Annotated in this window: 19 protein-coding genes; 5 read left to right on the top strand and 14 right to left on the bottom strand. The window is 66.3% G+C overall.

Annotation, left to right across the window (positions count from 1 at the left end; translation table 11 throughout):
• Positions 1-56 precede the first annotated feature (56 nt).
• The 6 genes from leuA to QWJ37_RS08250 all read right to left on the bottom strand — a co-directional run bounded on the left by leuA (position 57) and on the right by QWJ37_RS08250 (position 7,426).
• Positions 57-1,799, bottom strand: coding sequence for a 2-isopropylmalate synthase (gene leuA, locus QWJ37_RS08275; protein WP_227901806.1), 1,743 nt, complete (start codon positions 1,797-1,799; stop codon positions 57-59).
• Between the two features lie 177 nt (positions 1,800-1,976).
• The gene (locus tag QWJ37_RS08270; protein ID WP_290245022.1) at positions 1,977-3,488 is read right to left on the bottom strand and encodes an LCP family protein; all 1,512 of its coding nucleotides are present in this window, start codon (positions 3,486-3,488) and stop codon (positions 1,977-1,979) included.
• Positions 3,489-3,614: 126 nt separating this feature from the next.
• The gene (gene era, locus QWJ37_RS08265) at positions 3,615-4,544 is read right to left on the bottom strand and encodes a GTPase Era (RefSeq protein WP_227901804.1); all 930 of its coding nucleotides are present in this window, start codon (positions 4,542-4,544) and stop codon (positions 3,615-3,617) included.
• On the bottom strand, positions 4,537-5,877 hold the full coding sequence (locus QWJ37_RS08260) for a hemolysin family protein (protein WP_227927773.1): 1,341 nt from the start codon (positions 5,875-5,877) through the stop codon (positions 4,537-4,539). The genes era and QWJ37_RS08260 overlap by 8 nt, the downstream gene beginning before the upstream one ends.
• Complete coding sequence (gene ybeY, locus QWJ37_RS08255; protein ID WP_227901802.1) at positions 5,874-6,350, bottom strand: rRNA maturation RNase YbeY; 477 nt, start codon at positions 6,348-6,350, stop codon at positions 5,874-5,876. Before ybeY ends, QWJ37_RS08260 begins: the two co-directional genes overlap by 4 nt.
• Positions 6,347-7,426: a PhoH family protein gene (locus QWJ37_RS08250; protein ID WP_227901801.1), complete on the bottom strand. Its 1,080-nt coding sequence runs from the start codon at positions 7,424-7,426 to the stop codon at positions 6,347-6,349. The genes ybeY and QWJ37_RS08250 overlap by 4 nt, the downstream gene beginning before the upstream one ends.
• A 356-nt stretch (positions 7,427-7,782) precedes the next feature.
• Between QWJ37_RS08250 and QWJ37_RS08245 the strand changes: the two genes are divergently transcribed.
• Complete coding sequence (locus QWJ37_RS08245; protein ID WP_227901800.1) at positions 7,783-8,760, top strand: GerMN domain-containing protein; 978 nt, start codon at positions 7,783-7,785, stop codon at positions 8,758-8,760.
• Between the two features lie 24 nt (positions 8,761-8,784).
• On the opposite strand, the gene QWJ37_RS08240 is transcribed toward QWJ37_RS08245, so the two are convergent.
• From QWJ37_RS08240 to hrcA, 3 genes are all read right to left on the bottom strand, one after another.
• A complete protein-coding gene (locus QWJ37_RS08240; RefSeq protein WP_227901799.1) occupies positions 8,785-9,567 on the bottom strand; it encodes a 16S rRNA (uracil(1498)-N(3))-methyltransferase in 783 nt (260 codons plus the stop codon).
• Between the two features lies 1 nt (position 9,568).
• Positions 9,569-10,708 carry a molecular chaperone DnaJ gene (gene dnaJ, locus QWJ37_RS08235; protein WP_227901798.1) on the bottom strand — a complete coding sequence of 380 codons (1,140 nt, stop codon included), beginning with the start codon at positions 10,706-10,708 and terminating at the stop codon, positions 9,569-9,571.
• A 129-nt stretch (positions 10,709-10,837) separates the two neighbouring features.
• Complete coding sequence (gene hrcA / locus QWJ37_RS08230) at positions 10,838-11,851, bottom strand: heat-inducible transcriptional repressor HrcA (RefSeq protein ID WP_227901797.1); 1,014 nt, start codon at positions 11,849-11,851, stop codon at positions 10,838-10,840.
• A 211-nt stretch (positions 11,852-12,062) separates the two neighbouring features.
• Here hrcA and QWJ37_RS08225 point away from each other — a divergent pair, with 211 nt between their 5' ends.
• Together QWJ37_RS08225 and QWJ37_RS08220 are read left to right on the top strand one after the other, a co-directional pair.
• Positions 12,063-12,911 carry a DUF3097 domain-containing protein gene (locus QWJ37_RS08225; RefSeq protein ID WP_290245021.1) on the top strand — a complete coding sequence of 283 codons (849 nt, stop codon included), beginning with the start codon at positions 12,063-12,065 and terminating at the stop codon, positions 12,909-12,911.
• Positions 12,912-13,028: 117 nt separating this feature from the next.
• Positions 13,029-13,457, top strand: coding sequence for a DUF4870 domain-containing protein (locus QWJ37_RS08220; RefSeq protein ID WP_227901795.1), 429 nt, complete (start codon positions 13,029-13,031; stop codon positions 13,455-13,457).
• 25 nt (positions 13,458-13,482) lie between these two features.
• On the opposite strand, the gene hemW is transcribed toward QWJ37_RS08220, so the two are convergent.
• Both hemW and lepA read right to left on the bottom strand, forming a co-directional pair.
• A complete protein-coding gene (hemW, locus tag QWJ37_RS08215) occupies positions 13,483-14,715 on the bottom strand; it encodes a radical SAM family heme chaperone HemW (RefSeq protein ID WP_290245020.1) in 1,233 nt (410 codons plus the stop codon).
• The gene (lepA, locus tag QWJ37_RS08210; RefSeq protein ID WP_227901793.1) at positions 14,712-16,565 is read right to left on the bottom strand and encodes a translation elongation factor 4; all 1,854 of its coding nucleotides are present in this window, start codon (positions 16,563-16,565) and stop codon (positions 14,712-14,714) included. The genes hemW and lepA overlap by 4 nt, the downstream gene beginning before the upstream one ends.
• Before the next feature lie 184 nt (positions 16,566-16,749).
• Between lepA and QWJ37_RS08205 the strand changes: the two genes are divergently transcribed.
• Together QWJ37_RS08205 and rpsT are read left to right on the top strand one after the other, a co-directional pair.
• A complete protein-coding gene (locus tag QWJ37_RS08205) occupies positions 16,750-17,346 on the top strand; it encodes a type II toxin-antitoxin system PemK/MazF family toxin (RefSeq protein WP_290245019.1) in 597 nt (198 codons plus the stop codon).
• Between the two features lie 175 nt (positions 17,347-17,521).
• Complete coding sequence (gene rpsT / locus QWJ37_RS08200) at positions 17,522-17,782, top strand: 30S ribosomal protein S20 (RefSeq protein ID WP_146361896.1); 261 nt, start codon at positions 17,522-17,524, stop codon at positions 17,780-17,782.
• 135 nt (positions 17,783-17,917) lie between these two features.
• Here the strand turns inward: rpsT and holA are convergent, their stop codons facing one another.
• From holA to QWJ37_RS08185, 3 genes are all read right to left on the bottom strand, one after another.
• Positions 17,918-18,955 carry a DNA polymerase III subunit delta gene (holA, locus tag QWJ37_RS08195; RefSeq protein ID WP_290245018.1) on the bottom strand — a complete coding sequence of 346 codons (1,038 nt, stop codon included), beginning with the start codon at positions 18,953-18,955 and terminating at the stop codon, positions 17,918-17,920.
• 249 nt (positions 18,956-19,204) lie between these two features.
• Positions 19,205-21,847 carry a ComEC/Rec2 family competence protein gene (locus QWJ37_RS08190; protein ID WP_290245017.1) on the bottom strand — a complete coding sequence of 881 codons (2,643 nt, stop codon included), beginning with the start codon at positions 21,845-21,847 and terminating at the stop codon, positions 19,205-19,207.
• 148 nt (positions 21,848-21,995) lie between these two features.
• A complete protein-coding gene (locus tag QWJ37_RS08185) occupies positions 21,996-22,799 on the bottom strand; it encodes a helix-hairpin-helix domain-containing protein (RefSeq protein ID WP_227901790.1) in 804 nt (267 codons plus the stop codon).
• Positions 22,800-22,948: the final 149 nt, after the last annotated feature.

Here is a 22,948-nt window from a genome sequence, read left to right as displayed (position 1 = left end):
CCCACGTCCCGGGGCGCCCGGCGGACTGCTGCCGTCCGGGCGCGCCCCGATGGTGCTCAGGCCTGGTCGCGGATGGCCCGGTTGACTGCCGAAATCACTGCCTTCAGGGCAGACATGGTGGTGTTGGCGTCAATACCGACGCCCCACAGCACCCGCTCCCCCACGGCCAGTTCCACGTATGCTGCGGCGTGCGCGTTTCCGCTGGCGGAGAGGGCGTGCTCGGTGTAGTCCAGCAGCCGGACGTCGATGCCGTCCTGGCCCAGGATTTCCAGCAGCGCCGCGATGGGACCGGTACCGCTGGCCATCCGCCGCTGCGACACCCCGTTCGCGCTCAAGGTGGCCGTCAGGTTGAAGCGGCCGTCCGCGGGGGTATCCGCGTTCACCGAGGTGAGTTCGTAGTGTCCCCACGCCTCGCCGTCGGACTCGGGGGTGTGCGGCAGGTATTCGTCCTGGAAGACCTTCCACAGCTCCGCCCCGGTGATTTCGCCGCCGGCGGTGTCGGTACGGCGCTGGATGACGCCGGAGAACTCGATCTGCGCGCGGCGCGGCAGGTCCAGGTTGTGTTCGTGCTTGAGCAGGTAGGCAACCCCGCCCTTGCCGGACTGCGAATTAACCCGGATCACGGCTTCATAGCTGCGGCCGATGTCCTTCGGATCGATCGGCAGGTACGGCACGGCCCACGGGATCTCGTCCACCGTCCTGCCCTCCGCGGCCGCGTCCTTTTCCATCGCCTCGAAGCCCTTTTTGATGGCGTCCTGGTGCGAGCCGGAGAACGCGGTGAAGACCAGGTCGCCGCCGTAGGGGGAACGCTCGGGAACGGGCAGCTGGTTGCAGTACTCCACCGTGCGGCGGATTTCGTCCATGTCGGAGAAGTCCAGCTGCGGATCAATGCCCTGGCTGAACATGTTCATGCCCAGGGTTACCAGGTCCACGTTGCCGGTCCGCTCGCCGTTGCCGAAGAGGCAGCCTTCAATGCGGTCCGCGCCGGCCAGGTAGCCCAGTTCAGCGGCTGCGACGCCGGTTCCGCGGTCATTGTGCGGGTGCAGGGACAGGATCACCGAATCGCGGCTGGCGAGGTTGCGGTGCATCCATTCGATGGAGTCCGCGTAGACGTTCGGGGTGGTCATCTCTACCGTGGCGGGCAGGTTCAGGATCATCTGCCGGTCCGGCGAGGCCTCCAGGACCTCAGCCACGGCGTCCGAGATCCGTGCGGCGAAGTCCAGCTCGGTGCCGGTGTAGGACTCGGGCGAGTATTCGTAGGTCAGATCGATTCCGCGCAGCTGTTCTTCATACTTTTTGCACAGCCGGGCACCTGAGAGGGCGATATCAACGATGCCGTCCCGGTCGGTGTTGAACACTACCCGCCGCTGCAGCACCGACGTGGAGTTGTAGAGGTGGACGATCGCGCGGTCCGCTCCCTCGAGGGACTCGTAGGTGCGCTCGATCAGGTGTTCCCGGGACTGGGTCAGGACCTGGATGGTGACGTCGTCCGGAATCCGGTCCCCTTCAATCAGCTGGCGGACAAAGTCGAAGTCCAGCTGGGAGGCTGACGGGAACCCGACCTCGATCTCCTTGAAGCCCATTTTGACGAGCAGGTCAAACATCTTGTGCTTGCGCTCGGGGGTCATCGGGTCAATCAGCGCCTGGTTGCCGTCCCGCAGGTCTACGGCGCACCAGCGCGGTGCCTTGCTGATCCGTTTGTCCGGCCAGGTCCGGTCCGGCAGGTCCACCGTGATCTGCTCGTGGAACGGGGTGTACTTCGACGTCGGCATGCCGGATGTCTGCTGTGCGTTACGCATGGTGTTGAAAGGGCCTTTTCTAATCGAACTTCGCAAGAGAGTGGCCGGCAACACAAACTCCGCAGCGAGGAACCGGCCTAAGCAGGTGCTTGTGTGGCCTCGCCGCGGCAGCTAAGAAGTAGGGTCTCTGCGTGCACGTGATCAGACTAACACGCACCTCTTACGCGGCTTCAAACGCTAGTTCCCAAAGGCGGACTGGCACGTAACCTGCGCTGCGGTCTGTCCGCTCAGGTCCCCCAGATCGCCCAGGTCCTTCATGGCCGAACCCGAGGCAAAGTCGGCGCCGATTTCCACGGACACGCCGGCCGCGGCAGGGCTCAGCACTACCTGAACATCGGGGATATTCAGGACCCGTGCCACTTCCAGTGCCATTTCTTCATAGCCATAGCCGAAGAACACCTGGGTTGCCGGGCTCTCCGCTGCGGCCGTGCCGCCGGCGAGGGCCTGGACAAAGCCCTGGGACACCAGGGACTGAGCTACGGAAGAGTCGCGTCCGGCAGTGCCGGATGCGTTGAGCAGGGTCACGGGAACGGCAGCCGGATCCACTGTGACAGCCGGTTCCTCAACCGGTGCTGCCGGCTCCGTGGCGGCATCCGTCGGTGCCGGGGTTTCTTCCGTGCCGTTGGTGATGCCCTTGTCCGCCTGAAGTGCGTCAAAAAGAGGCTGGGCGTTGGGTTCGTCGAGGACAAGGCGGTTCGGATCGTATTCGTACGGAACCACGGGCGCCGTCACGAATGCGATGCTGCCCAGGTCGGTATCCTTCAGCCGGGTGGCCAGGGATACCAGGTCCGGGATCTGGGCCAGGCCGTCATCAACAGTGAGGTTTTTGGTGACAGTCTCGGCGATCGAGTACAGCTTGGGCAGGTTGTTCAGCGTGCCTTCGTCCTTGACCTTGCGGACCATGGAGGCGAGGAAGCTCTGCTGGGCACGGATACGGCCCTCATCGCCGCCGTTGCCGAAACCGTGCCGGGTCCGCAGGAAGGCCAGGGCCTGTTCACCCTGGATACTGCTGACACCGGCGGGGATATTCAGGCCGGAAAGCGGGTCATCCACCGGCTGATTGACGCAGACCTCCACGCCGCCCAGCGTATTGGACAGTTCTTCTACGGCATCAAAGTCAGCCATCATAAAGTGGTCGATGGTCAGGCCGGTCAGCTCGTTGATGGCCGCGACCGTGCAGCCGGGGCCGCCGTTGCCCAGGGCTCCGTTCAGCTGTCCCAGGTCCATGGCCTCGTAGACAAGGCCGGATTCCGGATCCTGGCACTGCGGCAGCGGAACCAGCAGGTCACGCGGGAAGCTGACAACGGTCACGTTGGAACGGTCGGCCGAAAGGTTGACCAGCATCATGACATCGGAGTTGTTCGAATTCTGGCCGTCACGCTGGTCCGTGCCGAGGACCAGGATCTGCATGGGATCAGTGTTGGCATCCACCTGCTCCACTGAGTCGCCGGAGCCCAGGTTCAGCGGCTGTGTATCGAAGTTGCCCTGCAGGCGCAGTACCTGGACCACGCCGAAGACAACCCCGGCGACGAGCACGAGGGAAAGGAACGCGGCAATGCCCTTAAGAACCGGGTGGCCGGCGGACGCCCTGCGGGACAGGTGTCTGCCGCCGGGCACGGCGGAAGCGTCCGACCCTCCGGTAGATTTTCCCGAGGGGCCGCCGCCCGTTGCGGCACGGCGAGATGACATAGCCGGTCCCCTTCATGAATCGATATGCTCAAACGAATGTTCAAAGTGTAAGGGCTGCTGCTGGGAACAGACCCCTGCCGGTGCTTCCGGCCCGGCCCGCTGCCCGGAGGCAGGGACCGGCCGGGCCTAGAAGCCCAGCTTGACGAGCTGCTTGGGATCCCGCTGCCAGTCCTTGGCTATTTTCACATGCAGGTCCAGGTAGACCCGGGTGCCCAGGAGCGCTTCAATACCGCGGCGGGCGGCGGTACCGACCTCGCGCAGCCGGGATCCGCCGCGGCCAATGATGATGGCTTTCTGGGAGGAACGCTCCACGTAGAGGTTGACCCGTACGTCCAGCAGCTGGTTGTCCTCGCTGCGCCCTTCCCGGGGAACAATCTCCTCCACCACAACGGCCAGCGAGTGAGGAAGTTCATCCCGCACGCCTTCCAAGGCGGCCTCGCGGACGAGTTCGGCGACCATAACGGCTTCAGGCTCGTCAGTGAGCTCACCGTCGGGGTAAAGCGGCGGCGAGGCAGGCATGTGGCCTACCAGTACGTCGGCTACGGTATCCACCTGGAACCCGTCGGCAGCCGAGACGGGCACAACGTCGGCCCACCCCTTCTCGCCGAGCACCTCATTGCCCAGCGCCGTGACGGACATCAGCTGCTTCGCCAGTGCCGCACGGTCCACCAGGTCCGTCTTGGTGACCAGGGCGATCACGGGGGTACGCTTCAACGCCGCCAGCTGGGCCGCGATGTAGCGGTCACCCGGGCCAACCGCCTCGTTGGCAGGCAGGCAGAAACCGATCGCATCCACCTCGGCCAGCGTGTCTGCCACCAGCTCGTTCAGCCGCTTGCCCAGGAGGGTACGCGGGCGGTGCAGGCCGGGAGTGTCCACGAGGATCAGCTGGGAGTCCTCGCGGTGCACGATGCCGCGGATGGTGTGCCTGGTGGTCTGCGGCTTGGCGGAGGTGATAGCCACCTTGGAACCGACCAGCGCATTGGTCAAAGTGGACTTGCCGGCGTTGGGCCGGCCCACCAGGGAAACAAATCCTGCGCGGAATTTCGGGTCAGTCATTTCGGGGTACCAATTCTGTAGAGCGGGAGCGGTGGGCAGTGTTCCTGCCGTCGTCGCGGGATTCTTCGTTTTCTGCTGCAGGGGCCGCTTTCCACGCCAGGACGTGGGAGACGCGGTTCCGGCGTCCCTCCAGGCGCTCGGCGTGCAGGGTGATGCCTTCGACCTCTACCTCGCTGCCGACAATGGGGACACGGCCGAGGACCTTCGCGAGCAAACCGCCCACGGTGTCCACTTCATCATCCTCCAGTTCGACGTCGAAGAGCTCACCGAGGTCATCAATACCGGCTTTGGAGCTCACCCGGTAGCGGCCGCCGCCCAGGTTTTCTATCTCGGGGCGCTCGGAATCGTACTCGTCAACAATCTCCCCGACGATCTCTTCAATCAGGTCTTCGAGGGTGACCAGTCCGGCGGTGCCGCCGTATTCGTCGATGACGATGGCCACGTGGGTAGACTCGCGCTGCAGTTCCTGCAGCAGTTCGCTGACGGCCTTGGACTCGGGCACGTAGCGCACGCTCCGGGCAAAGTCCTCGACCTTCTGCACGGAGGCGTGATCCGGGTCGCTGTGGACCTGGGCGGCAACGTCCTTCAGGTACAGGATGCCCACCAGATGGTCCGCGCTGTCCTCGATCACCGGGACCCGGGAATAGCCCGAGCGCAGGAACAGGGACATGGCCTGGCGCAGGCTGCTCCCGGCGTCAATGCAGACCATGTCGGTACGCGGGACCATCACCGACCTGACCTTGGTGTCTCCGAGTTCGAAGACGGAGTGGATCAGTTCCGCTTCCGTGTCCTCGATCATGTCCGCATCCGAGGCGCGGTCCAGCAGTTCACGGAATTCCTCTTCGGTGAAGAAGGCGGCATCCGGTCCCTGGGTGCCGGGTGCCACGGCGGTTCCGAGCCGGACCAGCCAGCCGGGAACCGGTCCGAGCACCGCGCGCAGCACCCGCACCAGTCCTGCCGTCATCACGACGACGGCGGTGACGTGCTTGCGCCCGATCTGCCGGGGTGAAACGCCCACCAGGACGAAACCGACGGCTGCCATGGTGACCGTGGCCAGCAGCCCGGCGAGCCAGATGTTGTCCAGTACCAGCTGGAACAGGGTGGCCACGGACACCGCCATGGCCATTTCAAACCAGACACGCCAAAACCGCAGGGCGTGCATATGGGCCACGGGGTGGGCAAGGATGCGCCGCAGCGGGGCACCGGCCTTGCCGTTCAGCAACGCCTCGGCGTCCTGCCGGGGAAGGTAGCCGTAGGCGGATTCCGCAGCGGTCAGCAGACCTGCCAGGAACATAAACGCCATGGCCATAACGATCAGGACGCCAATACTCAACTGCGCGTCTCCTTGGGCGCTTCTTTGCCCGTGTAGGCAGAGAGCAGGCGGCGCTGGAGGCCGAACATCTCCTTCTCCTCCTCCGGCTCGGCGTGGTCATAGCCGAGCAGGTGGAGCACGCCGTGTGTGGTGAGGAGCAGGAGTTCGTCCTGGGTCTCGTGGCCGGCATCCTGCGCCTGGCGGGCTGCCACCTGCGGGCAGAGCACAATATCGCCAAGCACGCCGGCGGGAGTTATCCGTCCTGCCGTGCCGGGGCGCAGCTCATCCATGGGGAAGGAGAGGACATCTGTGGGGCCGGGAAGGTCCATCCACTCGATGTGCAGCTTCTCCATGGCGTCCTCGTCCACCAGGATGATGGACAGGTCCGCTTCCGGATGCACGTAGAGGCTGTCCAGCAGGTACCGGCCCAGCCGGGCCAGCTCTTCCTCGTCAATGGCCGGGGCTGAGGATTCGTTATTGACTTCGATGCTCATTTACGGGCCTCCCGCCCGTGCTGATTGGATAGTCCGCGGTTGTTGGCACGTCCGCCGCCGCCTTCGGCCGGGGTCCGGCTCAGCCGGCGGGTTTCATCCCACTCGCTGTAGGCAGTAACAATGTCGCTGACCAGCCGGTGCCGCACAACGTCGACGGCCTGCAGCTCGGAGAACGCGACGTCGTCAATGTCACCGAGGATGTCGTGGACGATGCGCAGCCCGGAGGCAGTGCCGCCCGGCAGGTCCACCTGGGTGACGTCACCCGTGACCACCATCTTGGAGCCGAAGCCGAGGCGGGTAAGGAACATCTTCATTTGTTCCGGCGTGGTGTTCTGCGCTTCGTCGAGAATGATGAAGGCATCGTTGAGGGTCCGGCCGCGCATGTAGGCCAGGGGTGCCACCTCGATGGTGCCCGCCGCCATCAGCCGCGGAATGGATTCCGGGTCCATCATGTCGTGCAGGGCGTCGTACAGCGGACGCAGGTAAGGATCAATCTTGTCGCTGAGTGTGCCGGGCAGGAAGCCGAGCCGCTCCCCCGCTTCCACAGCGGGGCGGGTCAGGATGATCCGGTTGACTTCCTTCTGCTGCAGCGCCTGGACGGCCTTGGCCATGGCCAGGTAGGTCTTGCCCGTGCCGGCGGGGCCGATGCCGAAGACCACCGTGTTGCGGTCAATCGCATCCACGTAGTTCTTCTGGTTCAGGGTCTTGGGCCGGATGGTCTTGCCGCGCGTGGACAGGATGTTCTGCGTCAGGACATCCGCCGGGCGGACGGCGGTCTGGTCCCGCAGCATGCTGATCAGCTGCTCCAGGACCTGCGGCGTAACCCGGGTCTGGTTGCGGGCCAGGATCCGCACTTCGTTGACCAGCCGCACCGTCTGCTCCACGTCCGCGGACGGGCCGGACACGGAAAGCTCATTGCCCCGCACCAGCATGCTCACCTCGGGGTTGGCCGCCTCAATGATCCGCAGGGCCTCGTCATTGGCCCCCAGCGACTGGACCATGTGTTCCGTGGAATCAAAGACTATTGTCTGGGTGTCCCGCCGGATGGTGCCGATTTCCATTGAAGATTCGGTCATATAGTCGGCCCTCGCAGGCCTTTCATCGCCCCTTTTGGTAAGTCGCGTTCAGAGTTTGGAATGGTGCAGTCGCCGGGTGGCGCCGGCTCGCGCCCGCAGCACCCCGCAATGTCAACGCCGGCACGGCGCCGGTTATTTCCGGTGCGCGACGGCGCCGGCGGGTCTGCCGGCTACCTAAATGTTACTTGATGTGCCCCGTCCCGGGCGGGAGTGGAGCCGGAATATCTCGGCATCGCAACGGTGATGTCTCAATCGTGTTTCAGTCCGCACGCCAGCCGCAAACGGCGCCGGATGGCCCCAAACCGTATGTAAAGGTTGAAGACGTACATTTTGCCCCGACCGCCTGAGGAGGATTGATGGTCACCCTGTTGCCGGGCCGAGCATCCTCCCCTGACGCCGCCCGCCGCAGCCGCAGGCTGGTCCGTGCGGGTGCCGGTGCCGCACTGCTCGTGGCAATGCTGGCCACGGGCGGCTGCGGAGTGGTGGCGGAGTATCCCACCACCACCATGCCCACGGCCTTCAGCGCCGAGTCCCGCAGCCTGGCACCGATGACCATTTCACCGCCGGCGGAAGCAGGTTCCGGCACGCTGATGCCCGTCTACTGGCTCGGACTGAACGACACCACGGTGAGCCTTTACCGCGAATTCCTGCAGTCCGACAATACCGGCGACCCCATCGGCGAAGCGGTCCGCGCCATGACGGCAGGGAAGCCGCTGGATCAGGACTACTTCACGCCGTGGCAGCCCGCGGACAAGGTGACCGCTTCCATTTCCAGCAAAAACGTCATCACGGTGGACATCCCGTCGAAGGCCTTCAAGGGATCCCTGGACGCCGGCATGGCCCACCGAGCGGTGCAGCAACTGGTGTACACCGCCACCGCCGCGGCGGTGAACGCCGGACTGACAACGGTAGGCCAGGAAAGCACCGTGGTGGTGCTGGTGGACGGCAAAGCCGGCTACCGCGCCTTCGGCCACGAATCCCTGGAAGAACCGCTGCGGCGCGATCCGTCCCTGGTAGCCCCCATCTGGATCATTGATCCGCAGGAATCCCAGGTCCGGTCCACCTCGCTCACCGTCACCGGCACAGCCGCATCGCAGCCGGAGGGCCTGTACTGGCGGGCCGAACCCGTAGTGGATGGCCGGCCCTCCTCGGACGCCGTGGCCTCCGGCCGGGTCGACTTCCACGAAGGACCGGGTTCCACCCGGGAATTCACCTTCTCAACCACCCTGGCCCCCGGCACCTACAGCCTCAAGGTGTACTACAAGGGCCATGAGGCGGCAGGCGATTCCAAACGCATCACGGTCACCGCAGCGCCGGGAGACCCGGAGAGCTGACACCGGGAGCGGGACTTCGTTCCGCTACCAGCGGCCCAGCAGCTGGTTCAGCACTGCCAGGGCTGCGGGACCGGCGGTGGAGGAGCGCAGCACATGCGGTCCCAGCCGTACAGCCAGCGCCCCGGCGCCGCGCAGCAGTTCCAGTTCTGCCGCGCTGATCCCGCCCTCCGGACCGACCACTATCGCTATCTCTGCCGGCGCCGCCGTCCTGCCGGTTGCGTCTGCGCTGCGGCCCGGGAGGTTCCGCACCGCGTCCGCCAGGGGCGCGTCGGCTTCCTCATGCAGCACAAGGACCAGGTCCGTGTCCGCGAGCCGGCGGGCCAGGCCCCGGCTGTCCAGGACGGGTTCCACGCCGGGAATCCAGGCGCGGCGCGACTGCTTGGCGGCCGCCGTGGTCAGAGCCTGCCACTTGGCCTGCCCCTTCACCGCCTTTTCCGTCTTCCAACGGACAATGCTGCGGTCCGACTGCCACGGAATGACGTGATCCACGCCCAGTTCAGTGGCTGCCTCCACTGCCTGCTCATCCCGGTCCCCCTTGGCCAGGGCCTGGACCAGGATGAAACGAACTGCTGCCGGTGGTTCCTCCGCCGCGTGTTCCACGCTCAGTTCCAGCAGCGAGGGGCCGGTCGCGGACACGGTACCGGTGAGGCGCCGGCCCGCGCCGTCGACAATGTCCACGTTTTCGCCCGCACTGATCCGCTTGACGGAAACGGCGTGCCGGGCCTCAGGCCCCTCCAGGCGGAATGTGTCCCCCGGACTGGCCGCGGCCACCTGCGCCGGGTCCCCGAAAAAGATGGGGTTGGTCATCTCAGAGGTTGCCCAGCCGGTCCCGCAGTTTGGCAAATACGCCGGTGCCCGAGCTGTTCAGCCGGCCTTCGCTGTATTCCTCACCGCGCAGCTGGGCCAGCCGGCGGAGCAGTTCCTCCTGCTCGGAATCCAGCTTCTGCGGGGTTTCCACGTGCAGGTGGACGCGCAGGTCGCCGCGTCCGTGGCCGCGCAGGTGCGTGACGCCGAGACCGTTGAGCACGGTGACCTCGCCGGACTGGGTGCCGGGCTTGACCGTGACGTCGCGTTCGCCGTCGAAAGTGTCCAATGTGACCGTGGTGCCCAGCGCTGCGGCGGTCATCGGCACCGTCAGGGTGGCATGGAGGTCATCGCCCTCGCGCAGGAAGGTGGGGTCATTATTGACCCGGATTTCCACGTAGAGGTCACCGGCGGGTCCGCCGGCGAGGCCGGCTTCGCCCTGCTGGCTCAGCTGGATCCGGGTTCCGGTGGCGACGCCGGCCGGGATCTTGATGTTCAGCGTGCGGCGGTTGCGGACGCGCCCCTCGCCGGAGCACTCGTGGCAGGGATCCGGAATGACCGTGCCGAAACCGTTGCAGGTGCCGCAGGGAGCCGAGGTCATGACCTGGCCCAGGATGGAGCGGACCGCCCGCTGGACCTGGCCGGTACCGTGGCAGATGTCGCAGGTACGCGGGGAGGTGCCGGGCTGGCAGCAGGACCCGTCACACGTGGGGCATACCACGGCGGTGTCGACGTCGATCTTTTTGTTGACGCCGAAGACAGCATCCTTGAGGTCAATCCGAACAGTAATCAGGGCGTCCTGGCCGCGCCGGCTGCGCGAGGCCGGGCCCCGGCCGCCGCCGGGTGCGCCGCCGCCGAAGAAGGTGTCGAAGATGTCCTGGAAGCCGAAGCCCTGGCCGCCGAAGCCGCCACCGCCGAAACCGTTGTCGGTTCCGTTTTCGTTCCCGGTGGTGTCATAGATACGCCGCTTCTCGGGATCGGAGAGGACCTCGTAGGCGTGCGTCACGGCCTTAAACTCGTCGGCGGCACCCGGAGCGTTGTTGACGTCCGGGTGCAGCTTGCGGGCAAGCTTCCGGTACGCCTTCTTGATTTCTTCACCGGTGGCGTCTCGTCCGACGCCCAGAACCTGGTAGTGATCGCTCACTCGTGCACATCGCTTCCTGCATTGCCTGCATTACCTGCCTTCATGGCTGAAGGCGTTGTTTGGAGTCCGGCAGGTTTCCCGGCCGGCGGGGCGGCCCGCCAACGGCTGGCCGCGTGGAGTTCAATAAGCCTAGTTATTCAGTATTCGGGACAAGTATCGGGCCACGGCACGGACCGCCGCCATGGTGTTGGGATAGTCCATCCGGGTGGGGCCCAGGATGCCGACCTTGGCGGAGGCATCCGGCCCGTAGCCGGTGGCCACCACCGAGGCTTCGGAGAGGCCGCCGTACGGGTTTTCCCGTCCGATCCGGACGGCAACACCCCGGGCGTCCTGTTCCATTTCGGAGAGCAGCCGGAGCATTACCACCTGTTCCTCCAGGGCTTCCAGCACGGGGCCGATGGTCAGCGGGAAGTCTACCGTGGAGCGGGCAAGGTTGGCCGTTCCGGCCATCACCATGCGGTCCTCCCGGTTAATTCCGGCGAGCAGCTCCAGGCTGTGCCCGAGGGCGTCGGCAACCCGGCGGCGCGCCGCCGGAACGGTCGCCAGGGCTTCGGCGACGTGGCCGGTAATGCTGCTGAGCGGCGTCCCGGCCAGAGAGGACAGGAAGTGCTGGCGGAGGTCCGAAAGGTCGGGTTCGGTCACGGGTTCGGGGACCGTGATAACCCGCTGCTCCACCCGGCCCGTGGTGGAGATGAGCACCACGAGCACCTGGGCCGGGGCCAGGAGCACAAACTCGATGTGCCGGATCTTGGCATTGCCGAGGTGCGGGTACTGCACAACCGCCACCTGGTTGGTCAGCTGGGACAGCAGCCGCACGGTCCGGTCCATCACGTCGTCGAGGTCGTCTGCACCCTCCAGCAGGGAGGAAATGGCGCGGCGTTCGGGTGCCGAGAGGGGCTTGACGTCGGAGATCCGGTCCACGAACAGACGGTAGCCCTTGTCGGTGGGGATGCGTCCTGCCGAGGTATGCGGGGCGGTAATCAGCCCTTCTTCCTCCAGGGCCGCCATGTCATTGCGAATCGTCGCCGAAGACACTCCCAGGTGGTGGCGTTCCACCAGGGCCTTGGATCCCACCGGTTCACGCGAATGGACGTAATCCTCAACAATGGCACGGAGGACCTCGAGTCGGCGTGGCTCACTCATGGTTTTCCCTCCCTGTTAATTGGCGGGCGCATCAGAAGGGCGCGTCCTTGTGATGCGGCGTGCGGAGCACCTGCGCCGCGGGGCGCCGCTTAGCACTCACAGTGTTCAAGTGCTAAGTCTAGTACGGAACGGCAGCGTTGTTAGCATTGAGGGATCCGCGGCCCCGCTGCGGTCAGCTCCCTGATTCAGCAACAGTAGCGAGGCAAGCAACGTGTCCAACTTCTCCTGGGGCCCGCAGGACATTACTGCGCCGGCCCGGACCACCCTGCGCAAAGTCGGTGCCGAATCCGGCCTGGTCCTGGAAGACGTCGCCACCGGCTGGGTGGGAGCGGTGATCCGGGTGGAAAAGTCCGGCGGGCTGCACCTTATGGTGCTGGAGGACCGCCGCGGCAAGCGGAAATCCTTTGAGCTCGGTTTTGGTTTCCTGCTGGAGGGCGAGCCCGTGGAGGTCACGGCCCCGCAGGCGGCCGGCACCAAAGCCGGTCCGGCACGCACGGCGTCAGGTTCGGTGAAGGTGGCCAACCAGCGCGCGCGCACCGCACGGGCGAGCCGTATCTGGGTGGAAGGCAAGCACGACGCCGAGCTGGTGGAGAAGGTCTGGGGTGATGATCTCCGGGTGGAGGGAATTGTCGTGGAGCCCCTGCACGGCGTGGATGACCTCTATTCCGCGGTGAAGGACTTCGCTCCCGGCCCGGGGCGCCGCCTCGGCATCCTGGTGGACCATCTGGTACCCGGCTCCAAGGAGTCCCGCATCGCCGCCGAAGCCATGACCTGCCCCGGCGCGCACGGGAACGTACTGATTGTGGGCCACCCCTACGTGGATGTCTGGCAGGCCATTAAACCCTCGGTAATCGGTCGCAGCGCCTGGCCGGTGGTCCCCCGGCACCTGGATTGGAAGACCGGGATCCTGCAGGGACTGGGCTGGCCCCACGCTGACCACACGGATGTGGCCGTGGGCTGGAAGAAGCTCCTTGGGCAGGTAAACACCTACGCCGATCTGGAACCGTCGCTGCTGGGCAGGGTCGAGGAAGTCATCGATTTCCTGACCGTGCCGGAATGAGACACACGACTCATCCGCCGTCGCCGTTCCGTTATAAAGCGGCCCAGCCAGTACTCTTGTTCAATACGTAGTAGCGGACCGACCCTGTGTCAGCACGAGTCAGAAGGAAATTACGCCGTGTCCAACACACGCCAGAATCACCAGCCACGACCGGATGAACACGGCAGCGGACAACGCCCTGTCTATCAGGGGGCACCGGCCAACGCCCTGCCCCTGACCGCCTCCGAAGACCGGCAGTGGGCAACCATGGCGCACTTTGGCGGCATCCTTGCTTTTGTTCCGTCGCTGATCATTTACCTTGTTTTCCGCGACCGCGGACCGTTCACCGCTCAGGAATCAAAGGAAGCGCTTAACTTCACGCTTCCGCCCAGCATTGCTGCCCTGATTGTCTGGATGCTGTCCTTCATCCCTGTTGTCGGCGGATTCTTTGCCGTGCTCAACGCCCTGATCTGGGTGTACGTTGCGGTGTCCTCCGTGATCGCGGGCATTGAGTGCAACCGCGGAAGGCCCTACCGCTACCCGTTCAACCTGCGCCGCATCAAGTAGGCACCTTCCCCGGAAGCTGCGCTGCTTAGTCCGGCAGCAGCCGCCGGACCACGGCGTCGGCCAGAAGCCTCCCCCGGCCGGTCAGGATCACCCGTCCCGTCAGCGCGGCACGCGGATCAACCAGGCCGTCAGCCATCAGTCCTGCCACCGCCAGCCGCCCCGGTTCCCGGAGCCTGAACAGGTCCAGCCCCTCGGCCAGCCGCGTGCGCAGCATAATGTCTTCCACATACCGGGTGTCGGCGTCGAGCGTCTCCCGCCCGACCGCCGGCGACTCGCCCGCACCAATCCGCTGGGCGTAGGCCGTGGGGTGCTTGGCGTTCCACCAGCGCACACCGCCTGCATGGGAGTGCGCCCCGGGGCCGATCCCCCACCAGTCATCGCTGCGCCAGTAGGCCAGGTTGTGCCTGCACTGGTCAGCAGGTGTGCGTGCCCAGTTACTGACCTCGTACCAGGACAGGCCGGCGGCGCTCATCATCTCGTCGGCGAGGACGTACTTGTCCGCGTGGTCGTCGTCGTCAATGGGCGGAACCTCCCCGCGCCGCATCCGGGCAGCGAGCTTGGTGCCTTCTTCGATGATCAGCGCATAAGCGGAGATATGGTCCGGCTCGTAGCTCAGCGCTTCCTCGAGGGAGGTTTTCCAGTCCGCCATGGACTCCCCCGGCGTCCCGTAGATCAGGTCCACGCTGACGTGCAGGCCGGCGTCGCGCGCCCACTTCACCGCCTGTGGCACCCGCGAGGGTGTGTGGGTGCGGTCCAGGACCGCCAACACGTGCGGCACCGCGGACTGCATACCGAAGGACACACGGGTAAACCCGGCGTCCGCGAGCAGCTGAAGGGACTCCGGGGTTACCGAATCCGGGTTGGCCTCGGTGGTGACCTCCGCGCCGGGCTCCAGTCCCCACTGGTCGACGGCGGTGCGCAGGATAGCTGCGAGGTCTTCAGCCGGCAGCAGCGTGGGTGTGCCGCCGCCGAAGAAGACCGTGCCCATACGGCGCTCCGGCAGGCCGGAGCGGCGCATGGCGCCGGCCGCGAAAACCACTTCCCGTTCAGCCGTGCCGGCATAGGCGGCCTGCGAGGCTCCCCCGCCGAGTTCCGTGGCGGTGTAGGTGTTGAAGTCGCAGTAGCCGCAGCGGACGGAGCAGAACGGAATGTGGACGTAGAGCCCGAAATTCCGGTCCGCTGCTCCGTCCGCGGCCTGGGCGGGGAGAAGACCGTCGGCGGGTGCCGGGTCCCCGAGGGGCAGTGCGCTGGGTGTCACTTCTTGGATTTGTCCTTGGATTCGTCGGAGGAAAGTGCTGCCACGAAGGCTTCCTGCGGGACCTCCACGCGGCCCACCATCTTCATGCGCTTCTTGCCTTCCTTCTGCTTTTCCAGCAGCTTGCGCTTACGGCTGATGTCGCCGCCGTAGCACTTGGCCAGCACGTCCTTGCGGATGGCGCGGATGGATTCGCGGGCAATGATGCGGGAACCGATGGCGGCCTGGATGGGCACCTCGAACTGCTGGCGCGGAATGAGCTCGCGCAGCTTGCCCGTCATCATCACGCCGTAGCTGTAGGCCTTGTCCTTGTGGGTGATGGAGCTGAAGGCGTCCACCTGCTCGCCCTGGAGCAGGATGTCCACCTTGACCAGGTCCGCCACCTGCTCGCCGTCGGCCTTCCAGTCCAGCGAGGCGTAACCGCGGGTCTTGGACTTGAGGATGTCGAAGAAGTCGAACACGATCTCCGCCAGCGGCAGACGGTACCGGATTTCCACCCGGTCCTCGGAGAGATAGTCCATGCCGCCCAGGACACCGCGGCGGGCCTGGCACAGCTCCATAATGGCGCCGACAAATTCGCTCGGCGCCAGGATCGTGGCCGAAACCATCGGCTCGCGGACCTCTTTGATCTTGCCTTCGGGGTATTCGCTGGGGTTGGTCACCTTGACGACCTTTTTGTCCTCAAGCGTCACCTCGTATTCCACGTTGGGTGCGGTGGAGATCAGGTCCAGGTTGTATTCACGCTCAAGGCGTTCACGGGTGATTTCCAGGTGAAGGAGGCCCAGGAAACCAACACGGAAACCGAAGCCCAGCGCCGCAGAGGTCTCGGGTTCGTACACCAGGGCGGCATCGTTGAGCATCAGCTTTTCGAGGGCGTCGCGCAGCACCGGGTAGTCGGCGCCGTCGATCGGGTACAGCCCGGAGAAGACCATGGGCTTGGGATCGGCGTAACCGGGCAGCGATTCGGTGGCCGGCTTGGCAAGGTTGGTGACGGTGTCGCCCACCTTGGACAGGCGGACATCCTTCACACCGGTGATGAGATACCCCACCTCACCAACACCCAGTCCCTTGGACGGGGTGGGTTCGGGTGAGCTGACGCCGAGCTCCAGAAGTTCATGGCTGGCGCGCGTGGACATCATCTGGATGCGCTCGCGCGGGGACAGTGAACCGTCGATCACGCGAACGTAGGTGACCACCCCGCGGTACGTGTCATACACGGAGTCGAAGATCATGGCCCGGGCAGGGGCATCCGGATCTCCGACCGGGGCAGGAATGTCGCGGACAATCTTGTCCAGCAGGTCCTCCACGCCCACACCGGTTTTGCCCGAGACCTTCAGGACATCCGCCGGATCGCCGCCGATCAGGTTCGCGAGTTCCTCGGCGTACTTCTCCGGCTGCGCTGCCGGGAGGTCGATCTTGTTCAGGACCGGAATGATCGTCAGATCGTTTTCCATGGCCAGGTACAGGTTCGCGAGCGTCTGTGCCTCGATGCCCTGCGCCGCGTCCACGAGGAGGATAGCTCCCTCGCAGGCGGCCAGGGACCTGGAGACCTCGTAGGTGAAGTCCACGTGGCCCGGGGTGTCGATCATGTTCAGTGCATAGGACTGTCCATCCAGTTCCCACGGCATGCGCACGGCCTGGGACTTGATGGTGATGCCGCGCTCGCGCTCGATATCCATCCGGTCCAGGTACTGGGCCTTCATGTTCCGATGCTCAACCACGCCGGTCGACTGGAGCATACGGTCGGCCAGGGTGGACTTGCCGTGGTCGATGTGGGCGATGATGCAGAAGTTTCTGATGATCGCCGGATCCGTCGCGGCAGGCACCGGCGAGAAGCGGGCCATAGGTGACACTGTGGCGGTTCCTTTACTGTTCCCGGGACTCTCCGACGCATCACGCGGGTGCGCGGGTATTCTGTGCTGGAGTCCCGGAGGGCTGATGGGTGTTCTTTCGAATTAACAGTCTCCCACGTTTGCCCGTCCGGGCAGGAACTTTGGTGCCGGGCCGTTTGCTGCGCCGGGGGCATAACGTAGTGCCATGCCATTCAACGCCCGCTCTTTTGTCTCCCTGGCCCGTTCGGCGGCACGCCTGCTCCGCCAGGTTTCCGCCACTGGCGCCCAGCCGCCGGGCACGCGTTCGGGCCCCCGTGCCGGCACCGGCGCCCGGACACCGTCGCCGCGGACACCGTCTCCCTCCCCCGGCCTGAGACCCGGCGCCGGACGTGCCGGGAAGAACAGCGCTGCCGGCGACTACCAGGGTCCGCTGAGCCCGGTCTACGCCCCGCAGCCCGACGGCGACCCTGACCCGGGCGAGGTTGTCTGGGCCTGGGTTCCCTACGAGGATGACCCGTCGCAGGGCAAGGACCGCCCGGTCCTGCTGATCGGCCGGAACCGGGGATTGCTGCTGGGGCTGATGATGACCAGCCGGGACCGGAACAATTCCCGGAGCGCCGATCCGCGGTACCTTGATGTCGGCACCGGGCCCTGGGACAGCAAGGGCCGCCCGAGCGAGGTCAAGCTGGACCGCGTGCTGCAACTGGCACCGGAGGACGTCCGCCGGGAAGGCGCCGTCATGGACGAGTCCGTGTTTCGGCGGGTGGCCGCAGCGCTGGCTATGCAGCGCCCGGCACGCTGAGGGCTGCGTTGGCGTACACGTGCCCAATCTCTGCTAACATTTATTGCTGTGTGTCCGCGCAGGTCGACGGGCACTTCAGCACAGGCGCCACAAACGGTATCCCCACGCCACTCAGTCAATGCCTGGGCTGAAATTCCCTCACCGACCAAGTCCGCAATACAAAGAGAGTTTATAAGTGGCCAATATTAAGTCCCAGAAGAAGCGCATCCTCACCAATGAGAAGGCGCGTCAGCGTAACAACTCGGTGAAGTCCGAGCTGAAGACCGTCATCAGCAAGGTTGATGCCGCAGTCAAGGCCAGCGACAAGGACGCAGCAGCCGAAGCGCTGAAGACCGCCAGCCGCAAGCTGGACAAGGCCGTCAGCAAGGGCGTTATCCACAAGAACAACGCTGCCAACCGCAAGTCGGCCATCTCCAAGAAGGTCAGCGCGCTCTAAGCAGCCAGTACAGACTTACATCTACGGCCGGTCCCTTCGGGGGCCGGCCGTTTTTGGTTTAACACCGTCTCTGCTCCAGGACCGTCAGCTTTTAGCCACAGGGTCTGCTTTCATCCAGAGGACGCTGCGGCGCGGCTATCGCCCGGAGGCCGCCAGGGCAATGACGGTCACGGCACGTTCCACGGCGTACACCGGGTCGCGGCCGGCGCCCTTGACCTGGGCGTCGGCTTCGGCGAGGGCCTGTACGGCTTCGATGAGGGATTCCGAGGTCCACCGCTGGGCATCCCGCCGGGCCTGGTCCACCTGCCAGGGCGCCATGCCGAGCTCTTTGGCCATGGAGGCTGAGGAGCCGCGCAAATTGGCTACCCGCGCTACGGCCCGTACCTTCATGGCCAGGGCACCTACCAGCGGGACCGGGTCCACTCCGGTATCCAGGGCATGCCGCAGCATGGACAGTGCCTGCGCTGCCCGGCCGGCAAGGGCGGCATCGGCGACCTTGAACGCCGTCGCCTCCACGCGGCCGCCGTAGTAGCGTTCCACGAGTTCCTCGCTGACCTCGCCGGTGGAGTCGCTGATCAGCTGCTGGCAGGCGGCCGCGAGTTCGGAGAGTTTGGAGCCGACGGCGTTGACCAGTGCCCGGGCGGCAGCAGGGTCGATGCGGCGCCGGGCGGTACGGAATTCGGAGGTCACGAAGTCGAGTTTTTCGGCGTCCTTCTTGAACGGCTGGCATTCCACCACGGGGGCACCGGCTGCCTTGACGGCGTCCAGCAGCTTCTTGCCGCGGTTGCCGCCGCTGTGATGCAGCACCAGGACTGCGTCCGGTGACGGATCCTTCAGGTAGGCGAGGGTTTCTGTGAGGAAATCCTCGTTCATGGAGGCCAGGTTGACCACCTCGATGAGTTTGGCTTCGCCGAACAGTGAGGGACTGGACTGGAGGGTGAGTTCCCCGGATGCATAGGTCGCGGCGTCAAATTGCACCAGTTCGGTGTCGGGCTGTTTTTCCCGCAGCAGGGTGCGGATCCGGTCCCGCGCCCGGGCGGCCAGATAGTCCTCCGAGCCGGCCAGCAGCACAACGGGAGCGGGTTCCACATCGCGCCAGGAGGCCGTCGCGGATGTCTTGCTGCCGGAGGTTTTGCCGCCGGAGCTGCGCTTGGATGGAACGGCCGGATTCACAGCTGGATCTCCTGGGATGGTGCGGGCGGGCCGAGGGGGCGGGCCGAAGCGGGTTGAGCGGGGCGGCGCGTATCCGCAGCGCGGACCGGCCTACTCCAAGATTGCCATGCCGGCCCGGCCCCGCCAATTTTGCACCTGCCCGTGTTTGCTTCCGGCCGGTTCCCTCCGAAGGGCAGACTCCGGGACTCCTCCGTTTTTGCCGGTTGACCCGTCCCGGGTCTTTGCCGGTTCCTCGGCCAGGTCAATTATTCACCGCAACCCGCTGATCCGCAGGGCGTCCTCCTCCCGGGCCACCACTATGGTGCCGAGGACATCGGTGCGCACCACCGCCGTACCGGAGCGTTCCAGCCCTTCAATAATCTGCGGAGCGGGATGTCCATAGTCATTGTCCGCACCGACCGATATGACCGCCAGAGAGGGACGGGTTGCACGCAGCCAGGCGTCGCCGCCGTTGCGGGCACCGTGATGGGGCACCTTGAGGACATCCACCCCGGACCGCAGTCCAGGATGGGATGCCAACACCGCTGTCGCGGCGTCTGTCTCCGCATCACCGGTGAGCAGGATTCTCAGGGGCGTCAGGTCCGCCGTGCCGACACTCAGCAGCAGGACGGCGCTGGCATTGTTCTCATCGTCCTCCCCCGCAGCGGACCCCGACGTGCTCCCGGCCGTTTCCGGCGGCCAGAGAACTTCCCAGCTCACATCCCCTGCACTGCCCGTCATTCCCGCCGTCAGCTGCGTACGTGGCGCCGTTGATCCGGCGAGGGCGACATCGAGGTCCCGGGGCAGCCCGGCTCCCGCCGTGGAATAGCCCACCTCCCGTACGGTCCGCCCGGAGATAACACCGGCGGCTCCGCCGTAGTGGTCCAGGTGTGCATGCGTGAGCACCAGCAGGTCGACGTTCTGCACACCCAGCCTGTCCAAACAGGTCTCCATGGCAGCCGGTTCCCCGCCGGTATCCACCACGACGGCGCTGCCCGGCCCGGTACGGACGGCCAGCCCGTCGCCCTGCCCTACGTCGCAGGCAGCAAGAACCCACTCATCCGCCTGGCCCGGCAGCCCCTCCCCCACGCTCCTGAGGGCCAGCACCGTTCCCGCCGGCAGGATCAGTACGACGACGGCGCCGGCTACCGTCCAGCGGCCAACCTTGCAGGGCCTGGCCTGCCAGGGAACGACGCTCCACCGTCCCGCCTTCCAACCATGGCCCCGGCGCCGGGGCGGACGGTCCCGATGCCTGCTTCTGCCGCGGGACAGGTACAGGACCAGAGCGGTCCCTCCGGCCGCCGCCGCTGCCATCAGCACGAACCCCGGTCCGCCGGCGGGCCAGGGCTGCAGCGCGCCGGGCGCGGATTCGAAGGTGCGGGCGGTGCCGGCCACCCACCAGGCACCCGCGGCCGAAGCGACCAGCGGCACCGCGGCCAGCGGCGGGGCCAGGCCCACTACGGCGACGGCCAGCATGCCGACAATGGTCACCACCGGGACAACAGGGGCGGCCACTAAATTGGCGGGCACCGAATATACCGGCAGCTGCGGCTGCAGAAGAACCAGCACCGGGGCACAGAACAGCTGCGCGGCGATCGGTACGGCCAGCGATGCCGCGAACCAGAGCGGAAGTCTGCGGGACAACACCAGCACCAGGTGCGGCCCGAGAACCACCAGGCCCAGCGTGGCGCAGACCGAGAGGATGAACGCGTAGCTGGTACACAACCACGGATCGATGGCCAGCAGGACGGTAATGGACAGGAGCAACAGTGCCACGGGCAGGCGGCCGCGTCCGGAGAGAACTGCCAGCGTGCCCAGTCCGCCCATGACCGCTGCCCGCAACACGCTGGGATCGGGCCGGACAAGCAGGACAAACGCCGCCAGTCCGGCCAGTGCCAGCACCACTGCCGCTGCTCGGGGCACGCGGGCCGCGCGGGCGGTGAGGAAGATGAAGGCCAGGAGATACGAGCAGTTGGCGCCGGAGACTGCCGTCAGGTGGGTCAATCCGGTGTCCTTCATCGCCTGGCCAAGGTCCGGGTCCAACGTGCTGCGGTCGCCGAGCACCATTCCGGCTAAAAGCCCGTCCACGGATACGCCGCGGTCCGCAGCGGCCTGCACAAAGTCGGCCCGCAGCTGCGCGGTAGCACCGTACCAGCCTCCGGCGGGGCGGATGTCCGGGGCCGCTGCTGCACGAAGGAGCGCCAGGTTCCGGTCGCCGGGCGGAAGTTTGCTCAGTGCCCCGGCACTGCTAAACCCGTCACCCCACCGGATGCCTGCATAGTCATCTCCACCGACCACCAGAATGGGTGCGGCACTGCCAAAGCGCTTCCCGTCCGCCGTAGCGCTCTCGGCGACGGCGTCCACCAGATAGCGGGGCCTGCCGGTGAAGCGGTCCGGTGTGGCCGCCCGGGCATCGGAGACGGCACGGAACTCTCCGCTTACTGATCTCTCCGCGGCAATCACCCCGGCCATCGGACCGTTGCTGCGCTCCGCCAACGCACCGGCCGCCCCGGCACAGACCAGTGCCACGGCCGCCAGGGGCACTGCCGTCCCCCTGAACAGGGCAGCGGGATTGAACCGGGCAGGGGAATCGGACAGTGCGGCGCGATCGGACAGTGCGGCGCGATTGGACAGCTCGGCGCGGCTGGACCGCTCGGCGCGATTGGACAGTGCGGCAGGGCGGCGGCGTGCCAGGACCCCCGTTAGCAGCAGGAAACCGACACTCACCGCAGCCACGATGCCTGCTGTCAGCCATCCGGACGAGGGTGGCAGCCGGACCGCGAGGAAAGCGGCAGCCCACGCCGCCGCGGCCGTCGGGAGCAGCCGCATTTCACGCAGCGGTACCGGCTCCGCCGCCCCTAACCTGGACCGCCGGGTTGCCTCCCGCCGGATCTGCCGTCGTGCAGCAGGCACCGGTAACGGCTTCTCCGCTCCCGGCTCGGCTGAACACGGTTCGGCTGCACCAGGTTCGCTTGCACCGGGTTCGGCTGCACCGGGCATGGAGCCCCGGGCCGAAGACACATACCGGGCCCAGTCCCCCTGCTGACTCATACCGGAGCAGCTATACCGTCACGAGCGGCAGGAGCGCGGCCATCATGGCTTCACCGATGCCCGGCACTGCGTCCAGGTCCTCGGGCCGGCTGAAGCTTCCGTGCTCGGTACGCCACGCAATGATCCGCTCCGCGAGGACCGGCCCCACCCGCGGAAGCGTCTCCAGCTCGGCAGCGTCGGCGGTGTTCAGGTTGACCTTGGCAGCCGAACCGGCATCGGGCCCTGTCGGTGAACCGCCGGCGGCCGCGCCGCCTCCAGTTCCCCCGCCGGTGTCCCCGTTGGCCCCGGCGGGTGGAGGTGCCTCTTCACCGATCCGGGGAACCAATACCATCGCCCCGTCCTGCGCCGGGGCGGCAAGGTTCACGGCGGTGAGGTCCGCGTCGGCGGCCGTTCCGCCGGCGGCATCAACGGCATCGACTATCCGGCTGCCGGGCGGCAGACGCACAATACCTGGACGCTGCACGGCACCGGCGATGTGGACTACCACCGTGGCGGGACCCGGATCCGCTTCCGCCGCCTCAGGTGAAGGAACCGGGGAAGCCGGCCGGGTGCTCCCCGCTGTGCCGGTACCGGCAGCTCCTTCGGCATCTGCCGGGGCAGTGGAGGCGGGCGCGGACAGCTCAACGCTGGCGATGGGCGCAGGGCCTGTGTCGCGGAGCAGCACAGCTGCCGCTGCGCATCCCAGCAGCAGACACACTGCCAGCACTGCCGCCGGCAGCGAAAGCGCCCACCGGCGCCGAAACCCGGGAGGATCCGGGGACTCATCCTGCCCGGTGTCCGCGGTGCCCGCAGTGTCCCAACGATGCTGTGCCATCCGCCGAACCTAGCTGCAGGCCTGCCCCTCCCTGCGCACCGATTGGCAGCGAGTGGAGCGGGACCGCCGGAACGCTGCCGGCAGCCGCGGTGTGGAGGACAAGAACATAGTGTGGAGGACAAGAACATGCTGAAGGAAGACGCCGCCGA

Origin of the sequence: Arthrobacter sp. YD2 (genome assembly GCF_030410475.1) — a bacterium.
GTDB classification, from domain to species: domain Bacteria; phylum Actinomycetota; class Actinomycetes; order Actinomycetales; family Micrococcaceae; genus Arthrobacter_B; species Arthrobacter_B zhangbolii.
Note: the sequence above shows the minus strand (reverse complement) of the source record. Positions and strands in the feature narration are given on the sequence as shown.

Excerpts from the sequence above, each read along its gene's own strand:
- QWJ37_RS08205 (WP_290245019.1), top strand. The coding sequence starts at position 16,750 with ATGCCATTCAACGCCCGCTCTTTTGTCTCCCTGGCCCGTTCGGCGGCA.
- QWJ37_RS08250 (WP_227901801.1), bottom strand. The coding sequence starts at position 7,426 with ATGACCGAATCTTCAATGGAAATCGGCACCATCCGGCGGGACACCCAG.
- ybeY (WP_227901802.1), bottom strand. The coding sequence starts at position 6,350 with ATGAGCATCGAAGTCAATAACGAATCCTCAGCCCCGGCCATTGACGAG.
- QWJ37_RS08185 (WP_227901790.1), bottom strand. The coding sequence starts at position 22,799 with ATGGCACAGCATCGTTGGGACACTGCGGGCACCGCGGACACCGGGCAG.
- QWJ37_RS08245 (WP_227901800.1), top strand. The coding sequence starts at position 7,783 with ATGGTCACCCTGTTGCCGGGCCGAGCATCCTCCCCTGACGCCGCCCGC.
- QWJ37_RS08270 (WP_290245022.1), bottom strand. The coding sequence starts at position 3,488 with ATGTCATCTCGCCGTGCCGCAACGGGCGGCGGCCCCTCGGGAAAATCT.
- leuA (WP_227901806.1), bottom strand. The coding sequence starts at position 1,799 with ATGCGTAACGCACAGCAGACATCCGGCATGCCGACGTCGAAGTACACC.
- era (WP_227901804.1), bottom strand. The coding sequence starts at position 4,544 with ATGACTGACCCGAAATTCCGCGCAGGATTTGTTTCCCTGGTGGGCCGG.
- hrcA (WP_227901797.1), bottom strand. The coding sequence starts at position 11,851 with ATGAGTGAGCCACGCCGACTCGAGGTCCTCCGTGCCATTGTTGAGGAT.
- QWJ37_RS08240 (WP_227901799.1), bottom strand. The coding sequence starts at position 9,567 with ATGACCAACCCCATCTTTTTCGGGGACCCGGCGCAGGTGGCCGCGGCC.